Genomic DNA, 21,303 nt, shown 5'->3' on the forward strand with positions numbered 1-21,303 from the left:
TTACAGGTGACACCTGTAAAGGTTTACAGGTGGTTTTCCTTGGGGAAGAGAAATATTATCTCCCGGCAGAAATAACTCTTTGACATTTTTAACATTGAAAGTCATTTGATTTAATGGCCAGAGCGTAATGCTATCGCAATAAATTCATGATTTCAGGCTGCCGCGTAGCCACTTGATTGGGGTTCATAGTATGGATGTTGCTGTTATCGGAATCGCTTGTCGTTTTCCAGGTGCAAATGATCACCATATGTTCTGGGCCAATCTGGCCGAACGCAAAGCCAGTATTTCTGTTGTGCCTTCCAGCCGCTGGGATTGGAAAGCCTACTGGGGCGATTCTCGAACCAAAATCAATAAAAGCTTGAGCAAATGGGGTGGATTCATCGAGCGCGTGGATGCGTTCGACAACCAGTTCTTCGGCGTGCTGCCCAAGGTCGCCCAAAGCATGGATCCACAGCAGCGCATCATGCTTGAGCTAACCTGGTCATGCCTGGAGGACGCCGGTATTCCGCCATCGCAGCTACGTGGCAGAAAGGTCGGCGTCATCGTCGGCGTATTCAATCACGACTACAAGGAATTGCAGGAGCGCGACGAGCCATTGATCGAGGCGCACAATTCCACCGGCACGGCGACCGCCATGATTGCCAATCGCGTGTCGCACTATTTCGATTTTCGCGGTCCCAGCATTCCGATTGACACGGCGTGCTCCAGTTCGCTCAACGCCATCCACAGCGCAATCCAGGCGATGGAATTCGGCGATTGCGAGATGGCGCTGGCCGGCGGCATCAATCTGCTGCTGACGCCTACGCGGCATATCTCGTTTTCCAAGATGGGCATGCTGTCGCCGACCGGAACCTGCAAAACCTTCGATGACAGTGCCGACGGCTACGTACGCGGAGAAGGCGCCGGCCTGCTGTTGCTTAAGCCACTGGATAAGGCGCTGTCAGACGGCGACTCTATATATGGTGTAATAAAAGGCAGCGCCGTCAATCATTGCGGCGCAACCTATACGCTGACCTATCCCAGCCCACGGGCTCAGGCGGAGGTCATTGTTGCTGCGCATGAACGGGCAGGCATTCCGGTAGATAGCGTCGGCTATATTGAAGCGCATGGAACGGGAACGCCGAAGGGGGACCCTATAGAATTCGAGGGTTTGCTGACGGCCTTTCAGACCCTGGCCGATAAGCAAGACATCCATTTGGGTAATGCGTTCTGCGGCTTGAGTTCGGTCAAGACCAATATCGGTCATCTGGAGGCGGCAGCGGGGGTTGCGGGAGCGATCAAGGTCTTGATGGCGTTCAAGCATCGCACCTTGCCGGCGCTGCACGACTTTACAACACTGAATTCGAAGATTTCGATCAACGAAACGCCGTTCTATATTCTCGGCGAGACGCGCGAGTGGGCCCAGGTAGATAAGAATAAGGATCAACCTCGCCGGGCGGGCGTCAGTTCGTTTGGCTTCGGCGGCACCAACGCCCACCTGGTGCTGGAAGAAGCGCCGCCATCGCAACATTCGCAGAAAGCACTGCCGTCGCAGTCGAAGCGTCCATCATATCTGATCGCCCTGTCTGCGAAGAGCAGCGAAGCGCTGCTGCAAAAGCAGAAAGATATCTCGGCTTGGTTGCGCGATGACGCCGGGCAGAGCGATCTGCTGGATATCAGCGCTACCTTGTTGACAAGACGCGAGCATTTCCAGCATCGGTTCTCCTGCATTGCAGCTAATGTCCAGGAATTGATCGAAAAGCTCGGCCAGTCCATCGCCATTGATGCGGGCGCCAGCAGCGTAACGGGCCAGGGCCAGAAGTCGCCCGCACCCGATGCGGTTCAGGCGGGACAGAAGTTGCTCAAACAGCTCAGCGCCAAGCCAAGATTGAAGGGCGCAAAATACCCGGCGGCGCTGCAACAGCTCGCAGACCTGTATGCCGAAGGCGTCGACCTGCCGTGGGTTGCGCTGTTCGGAGAGGCTGTTGTAAAGCCTGTTTCGTTACCGACTTATCCCTTCTCGCGCGATAGCTTCTGGATCGCGGAAAGTGACGACAGGGGCGATGCGGACCAGCGGCAGGCGCTGCATCCGGCGTTGCAACGTAACGTTTCCATGATTGGAACGCAACGTTATGCATCGACCTTTACCGGCAAGGAATTTTTCCTGGCCGACCATGTGATCAAGACCCAGCCGGTGTTACCGGGCGTGGTGTATCTGGAGATGGTCCGGGCCGCGATTGTCGATGCGCTAGGCGCAGACGCCGGGTCGGTACAACTTTCCGATGTGCTGTGGATGCGGCCGCTTGAGGTCGGAGGCGAGCCGGTTTCGGTGCATGTGAAGTTGTGGCCTGAGAGCGCCGACTCCGCCGGCGTTGGCCGACAGGGCGGCACCGGCCTGGCGTTCCAGGTGACGAGCGCCGAGATCGGCGCACTCCCGCAGATCTATTGTCGCGGTAGCGTCGACATCGTGTCCGCGGCAAATCTCGCGGCGCTCGATATTGCAGCGCTGAAACGAGCTTGTGACGGACAGGTGTATTCGGCAGAGCAGTGCTATCGATCGCTGGCAAATCTCGGTTTGAATTACGGTCCTGCCCAGCAGGCAATAGCTCAGCTTCACAGCGGTACGCATCAGTGCATCGCGCAACTATCTCTTCCGGCGCAGCTGGTCGCAGGCAGCGAGCCCTATGTCATTCATCCCAGTACAGCGGATGCGGCGCTTCAGGCTGCGGTGGCGTTCGTCGCTGGTGTTGAGATTGGCGATGCCTCGGCTACGACGTTTTTACCCTTTGCCCTGGATCGCCTGGATGTTTACCACCGCTGCACGTCCGCCATGCACGCCTGGGTGCGCTATGCGCCGGGTCATTCCGCTGACGCATCCAGCAAGAAGATCGACATCGATGTGATCGATGCGGACGGTTCAGGCCAAGGACGTATATGCCTCGCGTTTCGAGGGCTCAGCATCCGGCCGATGGCGGCCGATGCTTCATTCGCGCCGCCCACGGCGCCGTCTTTCGAGGCACGCCTGTCGCCAGAGCTCCAGCAGAGCTTGTACACCCCGGTCTGGACCACGCAGCCGATCGCTGGCGCAGCATCCGAGGAGGCCATCGATCATTTGCTCCTGGTGGGCGATCCCAATGATGCAAGCTGGCTGACACAACAGCTGCGGACTTCTTCGCAGTTTGCGTCGACTCGGATCGAGCATTTGTATTTCGGCTCCGAGGTTGCCGTGGAAGATGCCGGCGCACTGCATGTCAGGCCGGGCCGGCTGGAAGATTACGAGGCGGCTGTCGCCGCATTGGCGTCCAGGGGCGGCAAGCTCGATCATGTACTGTTGATTGCGCCGCGTTTGACCAGCGATATTGCGCAAATTGCATCCGATAGCCCGGATTCGCCGGTTGGCAAGATCGCTCAAAACCTGTTTGCCCTCGTCAAGGCGATGATGCGTGGCACCAAGCGCGCAAAATTCCTGCACTTGGTTTCCAGGCAGCCGCAGCGTCCTGAATACCAGGGCCTGAGCGGACTCTATAAAACCTTGAGAATCGAGAAACCCAGCTATAGCGGCCGGGTTGTGCAGTGCGATCTGGCCGAGTTGCCCGCGCAGCGCCTGGCCGAGCTGGTTTTTAAAGAATTTCACGCTGCCGATAAAGATGTCGATGTCAGCTACAGCGACGATGTCCGGTCAGTCAGAAAATTTCGCCAGCTCGACGCCAATTCTTTGCCGCCGGCTACCTCTGCCGACTTGAAGGCCAGCTTGCGCAAAGAAGGTGTTTACCTCATTACCGGGGGTATGGGCGCGCTGGGCCTGCTTTTTGCGCGCCATTTATGTGAGCGCTATCAGGCAACCGTGTTCCTGACCGGCCGTTCCGCCCCCACCGAGCAGCACCGCCTTACGCTCAATGAGCTGTCGTCGCTGGGCGGTCACGCCTCGTTCCTGACCTGCGATGTTGTTAACCGTGACGATGTACGTCGCGCGATCGACAGCATTCATGCGGCAGGCCATCAACTCAACGGCGTGATTCATTCCGCCGGTGTCATCGAGGATGATTTCATCCTTCGCAAGAGCCCGGAATCGTTTGCACGCGTGGTCGCGCCCAAGACGCTGGGGACTTGGCATCTTGATATCGAAACGCGAGATGAACCGCTGGACTTCTTCGCGCTGTTTTCTTCCGTCACCGGCGTGCTGGGCAACATCGGACAGTGCGATTACGGTTTCGGCAACGCCTTCGAGGACTATTTCGCGCACCAGCGCGACACCTTGCGCCGGCAAGCATCGCGTCACGGCAAAACCCTGTCGATCAACTGGCCGTACTGGAAAGAAGGCGGCATGCGGCTGACCGATAAGGAAGAAGAAAACCTGCATCGCAGCTTCGGCCTGGTCCCTTTGCTGAGCGCACAAGGCATAGAGATATTCGAATACGCTCTCACCCAGCCGAATAGCCAGCTGGTGGTAATGCCGGGCGACGCCGCCAAAGTACAGGAAGTGCTGGGTGTCGTTGCCACGGCGATGCCGGTTGCCGCTGTGGTTGCTGCTGCCATGCCTGCAAAAATGCATTCCGCGCCATATGCACACAGTCAATCCCCGGTAGCCGCAGGCGATTTGAGCACTGCAGTTGCGCGTTATCTGGCAGCGCTATTCGCCGCGCAGCTGCAGATTTCTTCGGATTTCGAGCTGACCCGTTCGTTCCGGGAATACGGCTTCGATTCGATCGTGATGATCGACCTGGTCAATTCGATGGAGAAGAAATTCGGGAGTTTGCCGAAGACATTGTTTTTCGAACACCAAACCTTGGGTGAACTCACGGCCTTCTTCATCGAGCATCACGCCGAGTCATGCCGGGCTATCGTGCAAGCCGAACTGGGTGGGAAAATGATCGACGCCGCCGGGCCGGTACGGTCCGAGAGCGCTGCCATGGATGCGCCGGCGACGCTGTCGGCTGCCGACAGCACGTTTTCAGCCGCTGCTGAACATGACGACGTTGCCATCATCGGCTTGTCGGGACGTTATCCCGAGGCTGAAAGTCTGGAGCAATTCTGGGAAAACCTGAAATTCGGCCGTGACTGCGTGGTGGAAATTCCGTCCGACCGTTGGGATATCGAGACCACGTTCCAGCCTGGACCGGCGGTGATCGGCAAGACGTACAGCAAGTGGGGCGGCTTCCTGAAAGGGGTCGATCAGTTCGATCCGCTGTTCTTCAATATTTCGCCCAAAGAGGCGGAGAACATGGATCCGAACGAAAGGCTGTTTCTGGAGACGGCTGCGCTCACCATCGAAGACGCGGGTTACACCGCGGATAAGCTGGTTTCACCGTTAGGGGTACGAGAAAATCCGGTCGGCGTCTATGTCGGCCTGATGTGGGGCGACTACCAGCTCCATGGCGTGGAAGGGCAGCCGCACACCTGGGCCACACCGCATTCGTTCTACTGGGCGGTGGCCAATCGGGTTTCGCACTACTTTAATTTCTCCGGTCCCAGCATCACGATCGACACCGCATGCTCGTCGTCGCTGACCGCAATCCACCTGGCGTGCGCGGCAATCCGCGCCGGCGAAATCGGCGTCGCTATCGCCGGCGCGGTCAATCTTTCGCTGCATATCAATAAATACAACCTGTTGTCGGATATGCATTTCCTATCTACCGACGGTCGCTGCCGCAGCTTCGGCGAGGGCGGTGACGGCTATGTGCCGGGCGAGGGCGTCGGCGCAGTGCTGCTCAAATCACTGGCGCGGGCGCGGGCCGACGGCGACCACATTTACGGCATCATCCGAGGCACTTCGGTCAATCATGGAGGCAAGACCTCGGGCTTTACCGTGCCCAATCCGAAACGCCAGGCCATGCTGGTCCAGGATGCGCTGCAGGCAGCGGGCGTGAATCCGCGTCATATCAGCTATCTGGAAGCGCACGGCACCGGCACCAGCCTTGGTGATCCGATCGAGATCGCGGGTTTGAACAAAGCCTTCGCGCAACAGGAGCACCAGTATTGCGCCATCGGCTCGGTGAAGTCGAACATCGGCCACCTGGAGGCGGCGTCAGGGATTGCCGGATTGACCAAGATCCTGCTGCAAATGAAGCACCGCACGCTGGCGCCTTCGATCCAGTCGGACGTTCTCAACCCGTACATCGATTTCAAAAACTGTCCCTTCCGCGTACAGCGTACCTTGCAGGAATGGAGTCGTCCGTGGCTCGACGTCACGGATCAGGACGGCAGCACCCGGCGCATGGAGCTGCCGCGCCTGGCGGGTATCAGCTCATTCGGTGCGGGTGGCAGCAACGCGCACTTGATCGTCGAGGAATACACCGAATCGGAAAGCGCGAACGATCAGGATCGCGATCGCCCGGCGTTGATCACGCTATCGGCAAGAAAGGAGGCTGCGCTGAAGGCGATGGCCGAGAATCTCGCGGCCTTCGTCGAGGCCAACCCGGAGCTATCGCTGCAAGACGCGGCTTACACCCTGCAGACAGGTCGCGTCGCCATGGAGCACCGGCTGGCGGTGGTGGCCCTGCGCGGGGCGCAACTGGTCGCTGCGCTGCGGGCATATGTTAACAGTAGCAGTAGTGGCACAGACACCGACTTGTTCAGCGGTCATCGCGATCAGGCCAAAGCTGCCGCATCGGCGCCGCCGGTGGCGCAGTGGCTGGCTCAAGGCGATCTGCCTCAGCTCGCCAAAGCCTGGGTCAGCGGCCATGCCGTCGAATGGGCGCAACTGCACGCGCCACAGGCGCGCAAGCGTTTGTCGCTGCCCGGCTACGTGTATCAGCGCCAGCGCTATTGGGTCACCAAGCCCGGCGTTGTGGCCACCAGCGCGGCACTGCATCCGCTGATCGACAGCAATGTTTCGACCCTGGAAGAACAGACATTCCGCAAGACCTTCCGTGCCGAGGAATTCTTCCTGCGCGACCATCAGCTCGGCAGTAACCGCATCCTGCCTGGCGTGGCCTATCTGGAGATGGCGCTGGCCGCCGGACGGCTTGGCAGCAGCGAACCGGTGTGCGCCTTGCGTGATGTGCAATGGCTGAAGCCGATCTTCGTCAACGAAGGCAGCAGCAGCTTCGACATCGGTCTGATCCCGGCCGCCGACGGCGTCCATTTCGAGATTTATCAAGCGCATGGCGATACGCGCCAGATCTATTCGCAAGGCATGCTGGAGTTCGGGGCGTCGCCCCTGTCTACCTCCGCCGGCATGGTCGATCTGCACGCCATTATCGGCCGTTGCCAGATGCAGAGCCGCGAAGCGATTGCCGCCGCGTTCACCCAAATGGGTTTCAACTTCGGCCCCAGCTTCCAGGTATTCGACGTTCTGCATTTCAATGCGGACGAAGCGCTGGCGCAGCTAAGCCAGCCGACGCAGCTCGCTATGCCGGCTGTGCAGGGGTTCACGCTGCCGCCTGCGCTGTTGGACGGCGCAGTCAGGACGGCATTGGGTATCGGCGGTCTGGGTTTTGCGTTGCGGGGCGTGCATGCGCCGGTACGGTTGCAGCGCATTGAAGTGCTGCTGCCGATCGTCGGCAGTTGCTTCGCCCATGCGCGTCGCGCCAATGTCGAGGCGCGCCACGCCGATCAGCACAGTTACGACATCGACCTTCTGGATGCTGCCGGCCGGGTGCTGGCGCGGATCGAGCAACTGGTGATCCAGGCGGCGCCGTCTCTCGGCCTCAGCCGATCCCCCGCCAAGGTCAGCGAACCTGTGCGGCGCGCGGCTATCGCGGCGATCACCGCTGCCACGCCAGCTTCGGCGCAGCCGCGCCTGAGCGTCGCCACGAGCGGCTCGGACAACCCGGAAGCACTGCAAGCCGCCGTGGTGACTCACCTGGTCGGCCTGTTGTCGACGGTGACGAAGGTTCCGGCCGAGCAGATCGACCCGAAAAGTGCACTGGAAAATTACGGCATCGATTCGGTGATGATTCTTGCCCTCACCGAAAAACTGCATCCGACCTTCGGCGAAGTGCCGAAGACCTTGTTTTACGAATATCAGGATCTGCACAGCCTGTCGGAATACTTCCTCGACAGCCATACGGAGCAAGTACGCGGTCTCGCGGCGGTCTCGCCAGTCCTCGCTGCGGCGCCGGCTTTGCAACTGACTCCACAGCCGATGCCGCAACCGATCGACGCCATAAGCGCTCCGGCCGGTCAGGAAGCGCAGCAGGCTGCCGTGGTGGCCCATCTGGTCGAATTGCTGTCGACGGTGACGAAGGTTCCGGCCGAGCAGATCGACCCGAAAAGTGCGCTGGAAAATTACGGCATCGATTCGGTGATGATTCTTACCCTCACCGAAAAACTGCATCCGACCTTCGGTGAAGTGCCGAAGACCTTGTTCTATGAATATCAGGATCTGCACAGCCTGTCGGAATACTTCCTCGACAGCCATGCGGAGCAGGTGCGCAGCCTTGCCGCGACATCGTCGAATCATCAGTCGGCGCCAAGCCCGCAGCCAGAAACTATAGTGGTTGAGGTCGCCGACCTCGGGCCGGCAGCGCTTCGCTCGCGCCTATTCGTCTGCCTGCGGGAGACTTTGGGCGACGATGCGCGGAATTGCACGGACACAACAGCACTTGCCGAATGGCCGATCGATCCGATTAGCCATGTCCGGCTGATGCATGCGTTGCGGCAGGAGTTTGGCGGCATCGATATCGGCCCCATGTACCGCCATGCAACGCTGGACGATTGGGCTGCGGCGATCTGGGCAGCAGCGCCGCAGCCTGTCGGTCGCGCCGTGACAGCCACGGTGGGCGTGAGTACCGACGCCGACACCGCAGCACCGCCGAGCGCGGTGCGCACGACGGGCACGACGGGCACGACAGCGAGCGCGCCTGGCTTTTCGCGATTTTCTACACGATTCGCGCAGGCGGGCGGTACGGCGATGTCGGCCAGCCATCAGGATCAGGAGATTGCCATCATCGGTCTCAGCGGCCGCTATCCGGGCGCCCGCAACGTCGAGGAATTCTGGCAGAACCTCAGTGCGGGCCGGGACAGCATCACCGAGATTCCGTTATCGCGCTGGGATCACCAGAAGCACTACCACCCCGATCGCAATGCCAAGGGGCAGGTATATAGCAAGTGGGGCGGCTTCATTGACGATATCGATCAGTTCGATGCGGGCTTCTTCAGTATTTCCCCACGTGAGGCGGAGATCACCGATCCGCAGGAGCGCCTGTTCCTGCAGACCGCCTGGGAATGCCTGGAAGATGCCTGCTATACCCGGCAGGCGTTGAAGGATCGCGATGTCGGCGTGTTCGTCGGCGTGATGTGGGGACACTACGAAGCCATCGACGTGTCTGAGCAGCAGCGCAAGTATGGCCGGCCGGCGGCGTTGTCTTCCTCAATCGCCAATCGGGTGTCTTATTTCCTGAATCTGAACGGCCCCAGCGTAGCGCTGGACACGATGTGTTCGTCCTCGCTGACCGCTATCCATCTGGCCAGCCAGGCGATCCGCAATGGCGATTGCCAAATGGCGATTGCCGGCGGCGTCAACCTGATCGTCCATCCGCTCAAATATCAGTTGCTGGCGCAAGGACAATTTCTCTCCACTGATGGACGCTGCCGTGCATTCGGCGACGGCGGCGACGGTTACGTACCGGGCGAGGGTGTCGGCGCCGTGCTATTGAAGCCGCTCAGGCAGGCCATCGAAGACGGCGACCAGATCCACGCTGTCATCAAGGCCTCTGCCGTCAATCACGGTGGCAAGACCAACGGCTACACCGTGCCCAACCAGGTCGCACAGAGCAATGTGATCGGCAAGGCGTTGCGTCGCGCCGGCTGGCACCCGAGTTCGATCGACTACATCGAGGCGCACGGCACCGGTACTTCACTGGGCGATCCGATCGAAATTGCCGGCCTGTCGAAAGCCTTCAACTCTGCCGCGCAGGACATGGAAAAGCAGGCCCGCGGTGGCGATGTTGGTGATGGCGGGAGCTCGGTGACAGCGCAGTCCTGCCGCATCGGTTCGGTGAAAACCAATATCGGCCATCTGGAATCCGCCGCCGGCATGGCGGCGTTGACCAAGATCCTGCTGCAAATGCGTCATCGGCGCATTGCACCGTCGCTGCATTCGACGCTGTTGAACACGAATATCGATTTCGCCAAGACCCCATTCCGTGTGGTGCAGGCGCTCGAAGACTGGCATGCGCCAGCCCGGCCCGGCGCTAGCGGCAAGCCGGCAAGCAGGCGCGCGGGCATCAGCTCATTCGGAGCGGGCGGGGCGAATGCGCACGTTCTTATCGAAGAATACGAGGCTGCGGCTGCGATTACGATGCAACATGTTCCGGCATCGCTGCCGCAGCCGTTGTTATTCGTGCTGTCGGCCGACAGCGAGGAACGTCTGACGCTGTACATCGACCGTGTGCTGGCGTTCCTGGTCCAGCACCAGCAGGGCGGCAGCACGCTGGATTTGCGCTCCCTGGCCTATTCGTCGCTGATAGGACGCGAGGCCATGAACGAACGGCTCGCTGTCGTGATCTCGAGCCTCGACGACCTGATCGACGCGCTTGCCCAGTATCGGCAGGGCGTCGTCGTGAACCAGGTGCAACGCGGCAGCGTCAAGAAACACAGCGAAAAGCTCGACGCCATCCTCGATGAAACACAGCGCGACGCGATGGTGCGATCCCTGTTGCAGGATAAACGGCTGCCACAACTTGCCAAAGCCTGGGTGTCGCTGCTGGATATCGAATGGAGCCGCTACGCCGATCTGTTGTTCGCCGCCGATCCGGCTTCGGCCCGCAGTACAAGTACAGCGTCAGTCCGCCGCCTCTCGTTCCCGGTGATGCCGTTCTTGACAAAACGGCACTGGGTGGAAGAGAAACCTGCCGCGACCGACGCCATCCGTCACGATGCGCTACATCCTCTGCTCGACCGCAATGTATCGACATTGACGCAGCAGCGCTATGCCAAACTCTTGACCGGCCAGGAGTTCTACCTGCGCGATCACATCGTCGAAGCGGGCCAGAAGCGGGTGATCCTGCCTGGCGTCACCTACCTTGAAATGGCGCGCGCCGCCGGTGAGTTGGCGATGGGCGAGGAATGGTCGGTGGACCGGATACGCAATCTGATCTGGATCCAACCGGTCGAGATCAAGGATGCTCCTGAAGAAGTGACGGTGACGCTCACGCAAGTCGACGATGCGGTGGAATTCGACATCACCCGCAGCGCGACCAAGGACGTCAGCGTCGAAGGAGAATTGCATTATCGCCGCCGTGACGAGGCAGTGGCGGATGAGTGGCTCGACCTCGATGCCCTGCGCAGCCGCGGGGTCATAGAGGCAGACAAGCAAGCAATCTATGACAGCTTCCGTCGCATGGGTTTCCACTATGGCAGCAGCTATCAGGTTACCGAGACGCGCTATCGCATGACAGACGGCGCACTCAGCCGTCTCAGGCTGCCGGAGTTTCTGTGGCATGACGCCATGGCTTTCTGTCTGCATCCTTCGCTGTTCGACGGCGCGCTGCGCACTTGCCTCGCCATCGGTTCGGAGTCGCTGGATGCGACGGTGCCGTTGGTGCCGTTCGCGCTGGGCGAACTGGAGATTCGGCATCCGCTCACCGAGGAATGCTATGCCTACGCGACCGCAGTCGTCGATGCTGAGATGCAGGCCGATCCTCACAGCGGCCTGCGCAAATACAACATCGTCGTCACCGATAGCGATGGGCGGGTGCTGATCAAGCTTTGGAATTTCTCCGCTCGGCAGTTGATCAAGGCAGAGCCGCAAGCCTCGCGTGCTTTGCAGTACTACGGCTATGATTGGCTGGAGACATCGGCGCTGCCTGCGCTAGCGTCCACGCTCTCAGGCCGGACCATTTTGGTGATCGCCGACGATACCTCGCTGGCCGAAACATTGTCGCTTCGCTTCGCATCATCGGCCAATGTCGTGCTGGCACAGCCCGGCGCTGCATTTGCCAAGCTGGGCGAGCGGCACTACCGCTTCGATCCGGCCAGCGCTCACTCTTATACGGAACTGCTGACGCATCTGGCCAGTCAGGATCTCCGGCCGTCACACATTGCACATTACTTGCAAGATGTGCAGGACTTCACTGCGGCAGTCGATCATGACGACGTGCAGAGCCTGCGTCGCGGGATATTGTCGATGCGTCACCTGTTCAATGCACTTGAACAGGCGATGCTCGGCCAGAGCGTGCGTTGCGCCTACGTATTCGAGGCCACGCGAGAAGCGATTCAGCCGCAGCACGATGCGATCTCCGGCTATGCCAGATCGCTGCTGACCATCAATCATCGCTTCGAATTGTTCACGCTCCGGTCCGATCATGCTGAAACGGCTGAACTCGCGGCCGCGTTGCAGAGTGAATTCGATGCATCCGGGACGCTTACCGGCCTGGAAATCGCCCACTGGAATGGCCGCCGCTACCTGCGCAGCCTGACGCCTTTCGATCCGTCCGGCATGGGTATGGCACAGAATGCGCTTCCGCTGAAATCGCGTGGCGTGTATCTGATCACTGGCGGCGCCGGCAAGCTTGGCCTGGTGCTGGCCCGTTACCTGGCTACGCACTACCAGGCAAGATTAATACTGAGCGGACGCAGCGAGCGGCTGCACGACGAAGCACTGGCGCAGATCGAGGCGTTGCGCGCTGTCGGTGCAGAGGTGCATTACCACTGCTCCAATATCGCCCAGGCCGGGCAAGCCGATGCTTTGCTGGCTGTCGCCAAACAGGTTTATGGCCGGCTCGATGGCGTCCTGCATTGCGCTGGGGTGGCCAGCGACACGCTGATTACCCAGTTGGATGAGATGGCCTTTGCCGACTTGCTGGCGCCGAAGATCGACGGCCTGTTGGCCCTGGACCGTGCTACCCGGAGTGAACCGCTGGACTTTTTCGTCAATTTCTCCTCCGTCTCTGCGATGCTGGGCGATCTGGGCTCCGGCGCTTATGCCGTAGCCAATCGCTTCATGGATAGCCACGCCGTGTGGCGCGATGCGCTGTGCCGGCAAGGTCAGCGTTTTGGCAAGAGTCTCTCGATCGGCTGGCCTTTGTGGGCAACTGGCGGCATGAAGATTTCACTTGAGGATGCATCGCTATTCAACTTCTCGGGAATGTCCGCACTCACTGAGGACGAGGGTATCGAAGCCTTTGAACGTCTGTTGCGTGGCGATATGCAGCAGGTGCTGCTGGCCGTGGGCGACGCCGCGAAAATCGGGCGCGCGCTGCGGGTGCAGGGCGCCGTCGGTTCGCACGCCGAACCGGCGCCGGCCATTGCTCAGGCAGCGCCGAGGGCGTTGCCGATCAAGACGGTTTTAACGATGGCGTCAACAACGCGTACGGTCGGAGACCATAATATGACGGCCTTGCCTTCCGGTTCATCCTCCGGTGCAATAGTGGTCAATACATCAGATCAACAAGGCCGCGCCGAGCACTATATTAAGGAGCGACTGGCGATTGTGGTGAAGGTGGCGGCAAGCGATATCGCTGCGCATACCACCTTCGAGCAGCTCGGCATGGACTCTGTGATGCTGATGGAGTTGCGCAATAGCCTTACGCAGGATTTCCCCGGCCTGCCTAAGACCGCGCTGTTTGAATACGACACACCGGCGCGTCTGGCGCAATACCTGATGCAGCAGCACGCCGACGCCTTGCGGACCTGCCTGGGCGGTTTAGCGCCTACGGCGGCCGATGAGACGATTGCCACTTCGCTGGTGAGCGTGTCAGCCTCGGTTGCCGCAGTTGCATCAGCTGCGTCAGTTACATCAGCCGTCGCGGGGCCGAGGCCTGCTGCGCTGCCGGTTTCCGGCAAACGCCGTGCTACGACAATTGGCGCAGCGGCTGCCGCGGACGATGCGGTCGCCATCATCGGCCTGGCGGGTCAATTCCCGCAGGCCGCTGATCTGGGCGAATTCTGGAGCAACCTGCAACAGGCCAAGGACTGCTTGTCGCCGATTCCTGAAGATCGCTGGCCGACGACGGCCAACGGCCAGCGCGATGCGCGTCGCGACTATTGCAACAAGGGCGGTTTCCTGAGTGATGCAGACCGTTTCGATCCCGCATTTTTCAGGATGTCGCAGAGCGAGGCGGCAAAGACCGACCCGCAATTGAGAGTGCTGTTGCGCGCCGCATGGCATGCCATCGAGGATGCCGCCTACACGCCGGAGGCGCTATTACCGGAGCGTGTCGGCGTTTATGTCGGCGCCATGAACGAAGACTTCACCTGGATCATGTCGGAGTTGTACGCTCGCACCGGCGAGTATCAGGGGCCGGGTTCGGTGGTCAGTGAACTGGCCAACCGAATTTCCTTCCTGATGAACTTCCGCGGCCCCAGCCTGACTGTATCCACGGCGTGTTCGTCCTCGCTCACGGCGGTGCACATGGCGCGGCAATCGATTCTGGGCGGCGAGTGCGATATGGCGCTTGCCGGCGGTGTCAACCTGAGCCTGCATCCCAGCAAGTACCTCATGTTGCAGGATATGAAAGTGTTGTCGCCGGATGGCCAGGAGCGCACCTTCGATGAGGCGGCCAACGGCCTGGTGCCGAGCGAAGGTGTGGGGATGGTGCTGCTCAAGCGCTTGAGCCGCGCGCTGGCGGACGGCGACCAGATCTACGGCGTGATCCGTGGCTCCAGCATCAGCCATGCCGGCACCGGCGCCGGTCAATACCTGCCCAATCTCAAGGTTCTTGAGGAAACGGCGGTGCGCAGCCTGCGCGAATCCGGCCTGCGTGCCGAGGACTTGTCTTACATCGAGAGCCACGGCACCGGTACTGAACTGGGCGATCCTATCGAACTCAAGGCGTTGGCCAACGCGCTGCGGCAGTCTACTTCGGCGGAACGGTTCTGCGCGATAGGCACCAAGGCCAATCTCGGCCACATGGAGGCAGCCTCGGGCGTCTGCTCGCTGATCAAGGTGCTGTTGAGCATGAAGCATGGCCATCTGTCGCCGTGCGCGAAGTTGACCTCGGTGAATTCGTCGTTCGAACACGAGTTCTCGCCATTCCACTTTCCGCGCGAGCCGCAGCTATGGAATGTGAACCAGCGCGGCACGCGCGCGGCCGGCATCAATTCCTTCGGCATGGGGGGATCTAACGTGTTCGTGGTGCTTGAATCCCGGGATCCGGCTACATCCAGGCAGAACCGGGCGGGCGCTCAGGTCGAGCCGTCAATCGTCGTGCTGTCGGCGAAAAGCGAAGATCGCTTACGGGCTTATGCAAGCGCATTGCTGGCCTTCCTGGCACATGGCGACTGCGAAGCATGGTCGACTGCGGATTTTTCCGATATGGCGTATTCGAGCCAGATCGGAAGGTCAGCGTTCGAGCATCGCCTGGCAATCGTCGCGACCGATCGACTGGAACTCATCGCCAAGGTAAACAAGTACCTTCAATCCGGGCCTGTCGCAGCGCTCGGCATCTTTGCCGACGGCGCTCGCTCGCCGGACGGGTTGCCGGATCTGCTGGCAGGGAATGCCGGCCGGGAATTTATCGATGCGCTGCTGCAATCGCGGCAATGGGACAAATTAGCCTCGATCTGGACGCGTGGATGCGCCGTCGACTGGCCGCGCTTGCACCTCAATGCAAGCCGGCGGCGGGTGTCCTTTCCGGCGTATCCGTTCGATACGATTCGCTGCGACTTAGGTGACGCAGGCGCACGAGGGGAGCATGGGAAGCGTCAGGTAGCGCTCGAAACCGGCACTGCCGCCTCGTCTTCAGTTGAAGTGGATGCGCTGCCCCAGAACGCTGCGGCCGAGGACGAACTGCAAGGAAACCAAGAGTGGTTCAGTCTGGAGGCTACGCCGAACCAGGCGCTGCAAGACGCTGAGGGCAGCGCTGACGAGGGCGATGAAATGGCCAGGCAGTACTGGATCGGCCATCTGCAAGACATCGCCGACTCTAGCTTCCTGCTCGCGCCGGCGCTGTTGCCCGAGTATGTCGGACAGGATGCCGCCGAGGAGCTGCCGGCACACTTCGTCTCCGATTCGCTCGGACGCGAGTTGACCCGCTCCCTGCAACGCTGCACCCAATTGCATCGGATTGAAGTGGAAACCCTGATCGCGGCGGCCTGGGCCATCCTGATCAACCGTTACACGAAGGTGCGTTGCTCTCAATTCGGTATCTTGAAGGCATTCACACCTGGGCCGAACGCCGCCACAGGGTCCGATGCAGACAGCCATGAGCCGTTGCACAATTTTGTGCCGGTCAGGATCTGCACGGCCGGTCGCGAAAAAATTGCGGGCTGGCTGACCGGTTTGCAGCGCAATCTGAATCGCAAGCGTATTTACGCCCATGTGCCGATCCATCGGATTGAAAGCTGGATCGGCGTCGAGAGCCTGTTCGACAACGCGATTGCCTTCGAGAAGAGCCACGGGCCGCAAGCCGATGCGACTGCAGTTGCAGCGCTTGCAACTGTGAGCCGAGCGCCATTGCCGGCCTGCGTCGCCATGAAGCTGACGGTAACTATCCACAGCGACGCGCTGGACTTTAACCTGACTTATCGCTCGGCAAAAGCGGAAGACGAAAAGCTCAGCACGCTGCTCGATCATTTTCAGGTGCTGCTGGAAGGTCTGGCCGCTAATCCGGAAAAGACCCCGGCAGCCCTGACTATGCGCACCAAGCGCGAGAGCCGGGAAACTTTCTGGAAAACCATGGACAAGGTGAATCGATGAATAGGAACGGAATGCATGTGTTCATGACGGGGGCGAACGGTTTCGTCGGTCTCAATATCGTCGCCGCGCTGGTGGCGGCAGGGCATCGCGTCACTGCCTTTGTCCGGCCTGGATCGAACGTTTCCTATCTGGAGCCGTTCGGCGCCGACGGTGGCGGCAGCGTCGGCAGCGTTGATATCGTGCGCGGCGAACTAAGCGATCTCAGCGCGGTGGTGAAGGCGATGAGCGGCGCCCAAGGAGTGATCCACACCGCCGGCAACACCAGTTGCAACAAGCGCGACTGGCCGCTGCTGCAGGAGGTCAATGTGCAAGGCACACGCAACGTGGTCGACGCCGCTATCGCCAATAAGGTCCAGCGCATTGTGTATACCAGCACGACTTCCACCATCGGAGCCTTCAAGGACGAAGCGCAGGTTGCGAATGAAGACACGGTGCTGAAGGGTTTCCGGGCGCGCAGTCCTTACGGGATCAGCAAGCAGATGGCCGAACAGGCTGTGCTCGATGCGCAGAAGCATGGCGTGGAATGCGTCATCCTCAATCCTGCCGAAGTGCTGGGCGCCTTTGATTACTCGATGCAATGGGGGCGGATGGTGCTGGCGGTATATCACAACCAGGTGCCTTTCATGCCGCCCGGCGGCGGCACCTTTTGCAGCGCCGCCGAAGTCGGACGGGCACACGTCAGCGCATTGACGCAGGGACGTTCCGGCGAGCGCTACATTCTCGGCGGCGACAACGTCAGCTACGAGCATTTCCTGACAGCCATCGCCAAGGTTCTGGGCCAGGTTTTCGACAAGCCGGACGTCAACTACACCTGGCTGTATGTCAAATCGGTTTTGCAAGAGAAGTTTCCATTGTTATTGTCCGGCAAGCCCATCGTCGAGCCTTACCGGATGCGGGTTTTCGGCGGCACGTATTATTTTGACAGCGCCAAGGCCGAGCGTGAGTTGTCTTATCGGCCGGTTTCACTCGAACAGATGCTGCATGACTGTGTGCAGTGGTACCAACGTCACGGTTTCATCAGCAGACCAGCAGCAGTGATTAATTGAACATTACCAACATCATTGAAACAGGGGAGACACGATGGATTCCAGAGCGCTAATCGAACTCGAACGGCAGCCATTCAAACAGCGGCTGGCCCAGCAGTATTCGGTTTACTTAAATGAAGTGGAGCAGGGCTTGATGTCCGGTCGGGAGGGCTTCGGTCCGGTCGATCGCCGGATGAAATACAAGGACTTGCACAGCGAAGTCTTTCACGACGTACTTATCTTCGGCTCCAATAGCTATCTCGGCTTGTCGAACGATCCTTATGTGAAGCGCAAGGTGAAGGAGGCCGTCGAACAATACGGCATCGGCTCGGGCGGTTCGCCTGCCTTCTCCGGCTACACCAAACAACACAAGGATCTCGAAAAGAGACTGGCCAGGCTGGCGGACCACGAGGACGCCGTGCTGCTCCCAGGCGGCTATATGGCAAACCTGTGCTGGGTCAACGGTTTGATGAACCGTAACGACGTCATCGTCTACGACAAGAACAGCCATGCCAGCGTCATCAATGCGATCAAAATGACGAGTGTGCCGTTTTATACATTCGATCCCGAGAAACTCGATGAATTTGAGACGCTCCTGAAGCGGATCAAACAGCGTTCGAAGGCGGACGTGCAGATTTTCTCGACGGTTGAAGGGGTTCGCTCGATCGACGGTTCGATCATCGAACTGAAGCGCTATATCGAGATTTGCAAGGCCCATGACGTCATCACCATCCTGGATGACGCTCACGGACTGGGTACGGTCGGCAAGTACGGTCGTGGCACCCTGGAATACCTGGATCTTCTGGGTCAGGTCGATCTGCGCATGTCCACCTGCAGCAAGGCAATCGGCGCGCAGGGTGCTTTCGTCTCCGGCAGCAAGGAGCTGATCTTCTTGTTGAGGAATTTCTCCTATCCCTATTTATTCACTTCGGCGATGGCGCAGCCGACCATCGCAGCAATTTCCGCCTCATTGGACATCATGGAAAACGAACCGGAACGCATCGAGATGCTGCATAAGAACGTGCGCTATATGCAGGATCAACTGGAAGCGGCGGGACTTCGCATCATTCGCGGCAAGTCAGGAATCATTCCGGTGTTCTTCGATGAGGATGGCGTGGTGCGCAAGATCAATCGCGCCCTGTACCGGCGCGGACTGTTCGCCAACATCATGGAATACCCGATGGTGCCGCCCGGACTGGAGCGCTTGCGACTGTCGGTGATGGCGACCCACACGCGCGAGGAAATCGACACAGCCGTATCGCTCATTGTGGAAACGGCATGTGAATTTGGCGCTTTGCAAAATAACACCACTTTGGAGAATGCATGATGAGCAAGAAAGAAGAAGTGTTGGAAACGCTGCTGGATGTCATCAACAACATCAAAAAAACCGGATTCACACGCGACTCGGTGGAGCCGGACTTCTATCTGGGCGGCGATCTTGGCGTCGATTCGAAGGAAATGCTTGAAATCTGGTACGAGCTCGAACAGCGCTTGAATATCCGTGTGCAGGATGCGGAAAAGCGCGATCTGTACACCCTGGATGAGGTCATCAATCTTCTGGAAAGCAAACTGGTCCCGGTAGCGGCAGCCTTGTGATGCGATGCAGGCAGGCGGTTCTCTAACCGCCGCCTGCCTGCGGCTGTAGCTAGCCACTACGGCAATCCGCTACGGTAATCCAGTACAGCAATCCAATCCGGCAGACGCCATCGAAGAATCAAAACATGAGAGTGACGGCATGACATCAGCGTGGGTATTTCCAGGGCAGGGATCTCAGTATAAGGGCATGGGCGCGGAGCTATTCGCGCGCTTTCCCCAGCTCGTCCGCGAGGCGGATGAGGTATTGGGGTATTCGATTCGCGAGTTGTGTCTGGACGATCCGAAGAATGTGCTCAACCAGACCGAGTACACCCAGCCGGCGTTGTTTGTCACGTCGGCACTGTCTTTTCTGGCCAGGCGCGAGCAAGGCGATGCGCCGCCCGCTATCTACGCGGGACACAGCCTGGGTGAATTCAACGCCATCTTCGCCGCCGGCGGCTTCGATTTCAAGACCGGCGTTGCCTTGGTGGCGGAGCGTGGGCGCTTAATGTCGCAGGCGACGCGCGGCGCCATGGCGGCCGTCATCGGCCTGGATCAGGACAAAGTGCGCGAACTGCTGGCGTCTTTGCCTTTCGGCCAGATCGACATCGCGAATATCAATTCCTCAGAGCAGATAGTGATCTCGGGCGAGGAAGATGAGATTGCGCGCTGCGAAGCACTGTTTGCAGGGGCCGGCGGCCGTTATGTGCGCCTGAATGTCAGCGCCGCTTTCCATTCCAGATTCATGCGCGACGTCGAGCAGCAGTTCGCCGCTTACCTTGCGCGCACGCCCTTGCAGCCGCTGAACGCGGAAGTCATTGCCAATTGCACGGCGCAGTCCTATCCGATGACTGGCTATCAGGATTTGATGGTGCGGCAGATCACCCATCCGGTGAAGTGGTACGAGTCGATCTCGCGGCTGCTGTCGCGTGGTGAGGTGGCGCTGGAAGAGGTCGGGCCGGGCGATGTGCTCAGCAAGCTCTTTTTCAAAATCAGGCAGAAGCCGATGCCGCTGCCCACGCCGCTGAGCGATAGCGCAGACGAATCTGCCGCAGCAGCGGCGCGCAACAGCCAGGCAGTTGCCGACCACAAACCTGCCGATGGGCCGGCACCGCCTTCGCGGCGTACCGTGTTCATGTACTCGGGACAGGGTTCCCAGTATTACTTGATGGGCAAGGAGCTGTACCAGCACAGCGCGCCGTTTCGCGAAGCGATGGACGCTTGCGATGCGCTGCATCGTGCGCACACTGGTCGCAGCATGGTGGCGGAGTTGTACGACGACACCAAGCGGCACCAGGAGATGACGGATGTGCTGTTGGCGCATCCGGCACTATTCAGCCTGGGCTACAGCCTCACCCAGGTGCTGCGGCAAGCGGGTATCGAGCCGGACGGGGTGTTGGGTTACAGCCTCGGCGAGTACGTCGCGGCGACGGTTGCGGAAGTGGTCTCGCTGGAGGATGCGATGGCCATGGTTATTTGCCAGGCGCGCTTGCTCAGCGAACAAACCTCTGGCGGCGGCATGCTGTCGGTATTGACGCCGGTGGAGCATTTTGAACGCCATCCCGATGTGTACCGGGGCGGCACGCTGGCGAGCGTCAACTTCAACGACAACTTCGTGGTCAGCGGGGACCAGCGGACACTGCTCGCGATCAAGGAACGGCTGGACGCGCAGGATATTGTATCGCTGCTTCTGTCGGTCGATCACGGCTTTCATTCAGCGGCGGTGGAGCCGATAGAGACAGAGTTCCGCCGCTTCTTGCAAAAGCTCCCACGACAGGCGCCGCGCCTGCCGATCTACTCAGCCATGCATGGCCGCGCGATCAATGTGATCGATGCATTTGACGATCAGTACTTCTGGGATGTGCTGCGGCAGCGTGTCGATTTCCACAAGCTGATGGGCTCGTTGAGCGGACAGGAAGGCGTCCGCTTCGTCGATCTTGGGCCGACCGGAACCTTATCCGGTTTCATCAAGTACGGCTTTGGCAATCGCGTCGATCACGCTGTATCGATCAATCAATTCGGAAAAAACATGGAAACAGTGTCCAAATTGCTGACCAGGCTTTCCGCTTAGCGGATAGGTCGCCGGAGCTGAAACCGGTGAAAGGCGGGCAGCACGGATGAATCGTTATTGAAGATCATGGA

General features: G+C 59.8%; 5 protein-coding genes. All 5 read left to right on the forward strand.

Features of this window, described 5'->3' with window-relative positions:
• Positions 1-247: 247 nt before the first annotated feature.
• The 5 genes from KHU30_RS16925 to fabD all read left to right on the forward strand — a co-directional run bounded on the left by KHU30_RS16925 (position 248) and on the right by fabD (position 21,232).
• Complete coding sequence (locus KHU30_RS16925; protein ID WP_230427435.1) at positions 248-16,561, forward strand: SDR family NAD(P)-dependent oxidoreductase; 16,314 nt, start codon at positions 248-250, stop codon at positions 16,559-16,561.
• Entirely contained in the window at positions 16,558-17,607 is a 1,050-nt protein-coding gene (locus tag KHU30_RS16930; RefSeq protein ID WP_211443793.1) for an NAD-dependent epimerase/dehydratase family protein, read from the forward strand. Before KHU30_RS16925 ends, KHU30_RS16930 begins: the two co-directional genes overlap by 4 nt.
• Positions 17,608-17,641: 34 nt before the next feature.
• A complete protein-coding gene (locus KHU30_RS16935) occupies positions 17,642-18,913 on the forward strand; it encodes an aminotransferase class I/II-fold pyridoxal phosphate-dependent enzyme (RefSeq protein ID WP_211443794.1) in 1,272 nt (423 codons plus the stop codon).
• Positions 18,910-19,182, forward strand: coding sequence for an acyl carrier protein (locus KHU30_RS16940; protein ID WP_211443795.1), 273 nt, complete (start codon positions 18,910-18,912; stop codon positions 19,180-19,182). The genes KHU30_RS16935 and KHU30_RS16940 overlap by 4 nt, the downstream gene beginning before the upstream one ends.
• Positions 19,183-19,321: 139 nt before the next feature.
• The gene (gene fabD / locus KHU30_RS16945) at positions 19,322-21,232 is read left to right on the forward strand and encodes an ACP S-malonyltransferase (RefSeq protein WP_211443796.1); all 1,911 of its coding nucleotides are present in this window, start codon (positions 19,322-19,324) and stop codon (positions 21,230-21,232) included.
• Positions 21,233-21,303 lie beyond the last annotated feature (71 nt).

Source organism: Collimonas humicola (assembly GCF_018304945.1).
Lineage (GTDB): Bacteria > Pseudomonadota > Gammaproteobacteria > Burkholderiales > Burkholderiaceae_D > Collimonas > Collimonas humicola.

Bases quoted from the DNA above. Each gene is read 5' to 3' on its own strand.
- KHU30_RS16925 (WP_230427435.1), top strand. From the start codon at position 248: ATGTTCTGGGCCAATCTGGCCGAACGCAAAGCCAGTATTTCTGTTGTG.
- KHU30_RS16930 (WP_211443793.1), top strand. From the start codon at position 16,558: ATGAATAGGAACGGAATGCATGTGTTCATGACGGGGGCGAACGGTTTC.
- KHU30_RS16935 (WP_211443794.1), top strand. From the start codon at position 17,642: ATGGATTCCAGAGCGCTAATCGAACTCGAACGGCAGCCATTCAAACAG.
- KHU30_RS16940 (WP_211443795.1), top strand. From the start codon at position 18,910: ATGATGAGCAAGAAAGAAGAAGTGTTGGAAACGCTGCTGGATGTCATC.
- fabD (WP_211443796.1), top strand. From the start codon at position 19,322: ATGACATCAGCGTGGGTATTTCCAGGGCAGGGATCTCAGTATAAGGGC.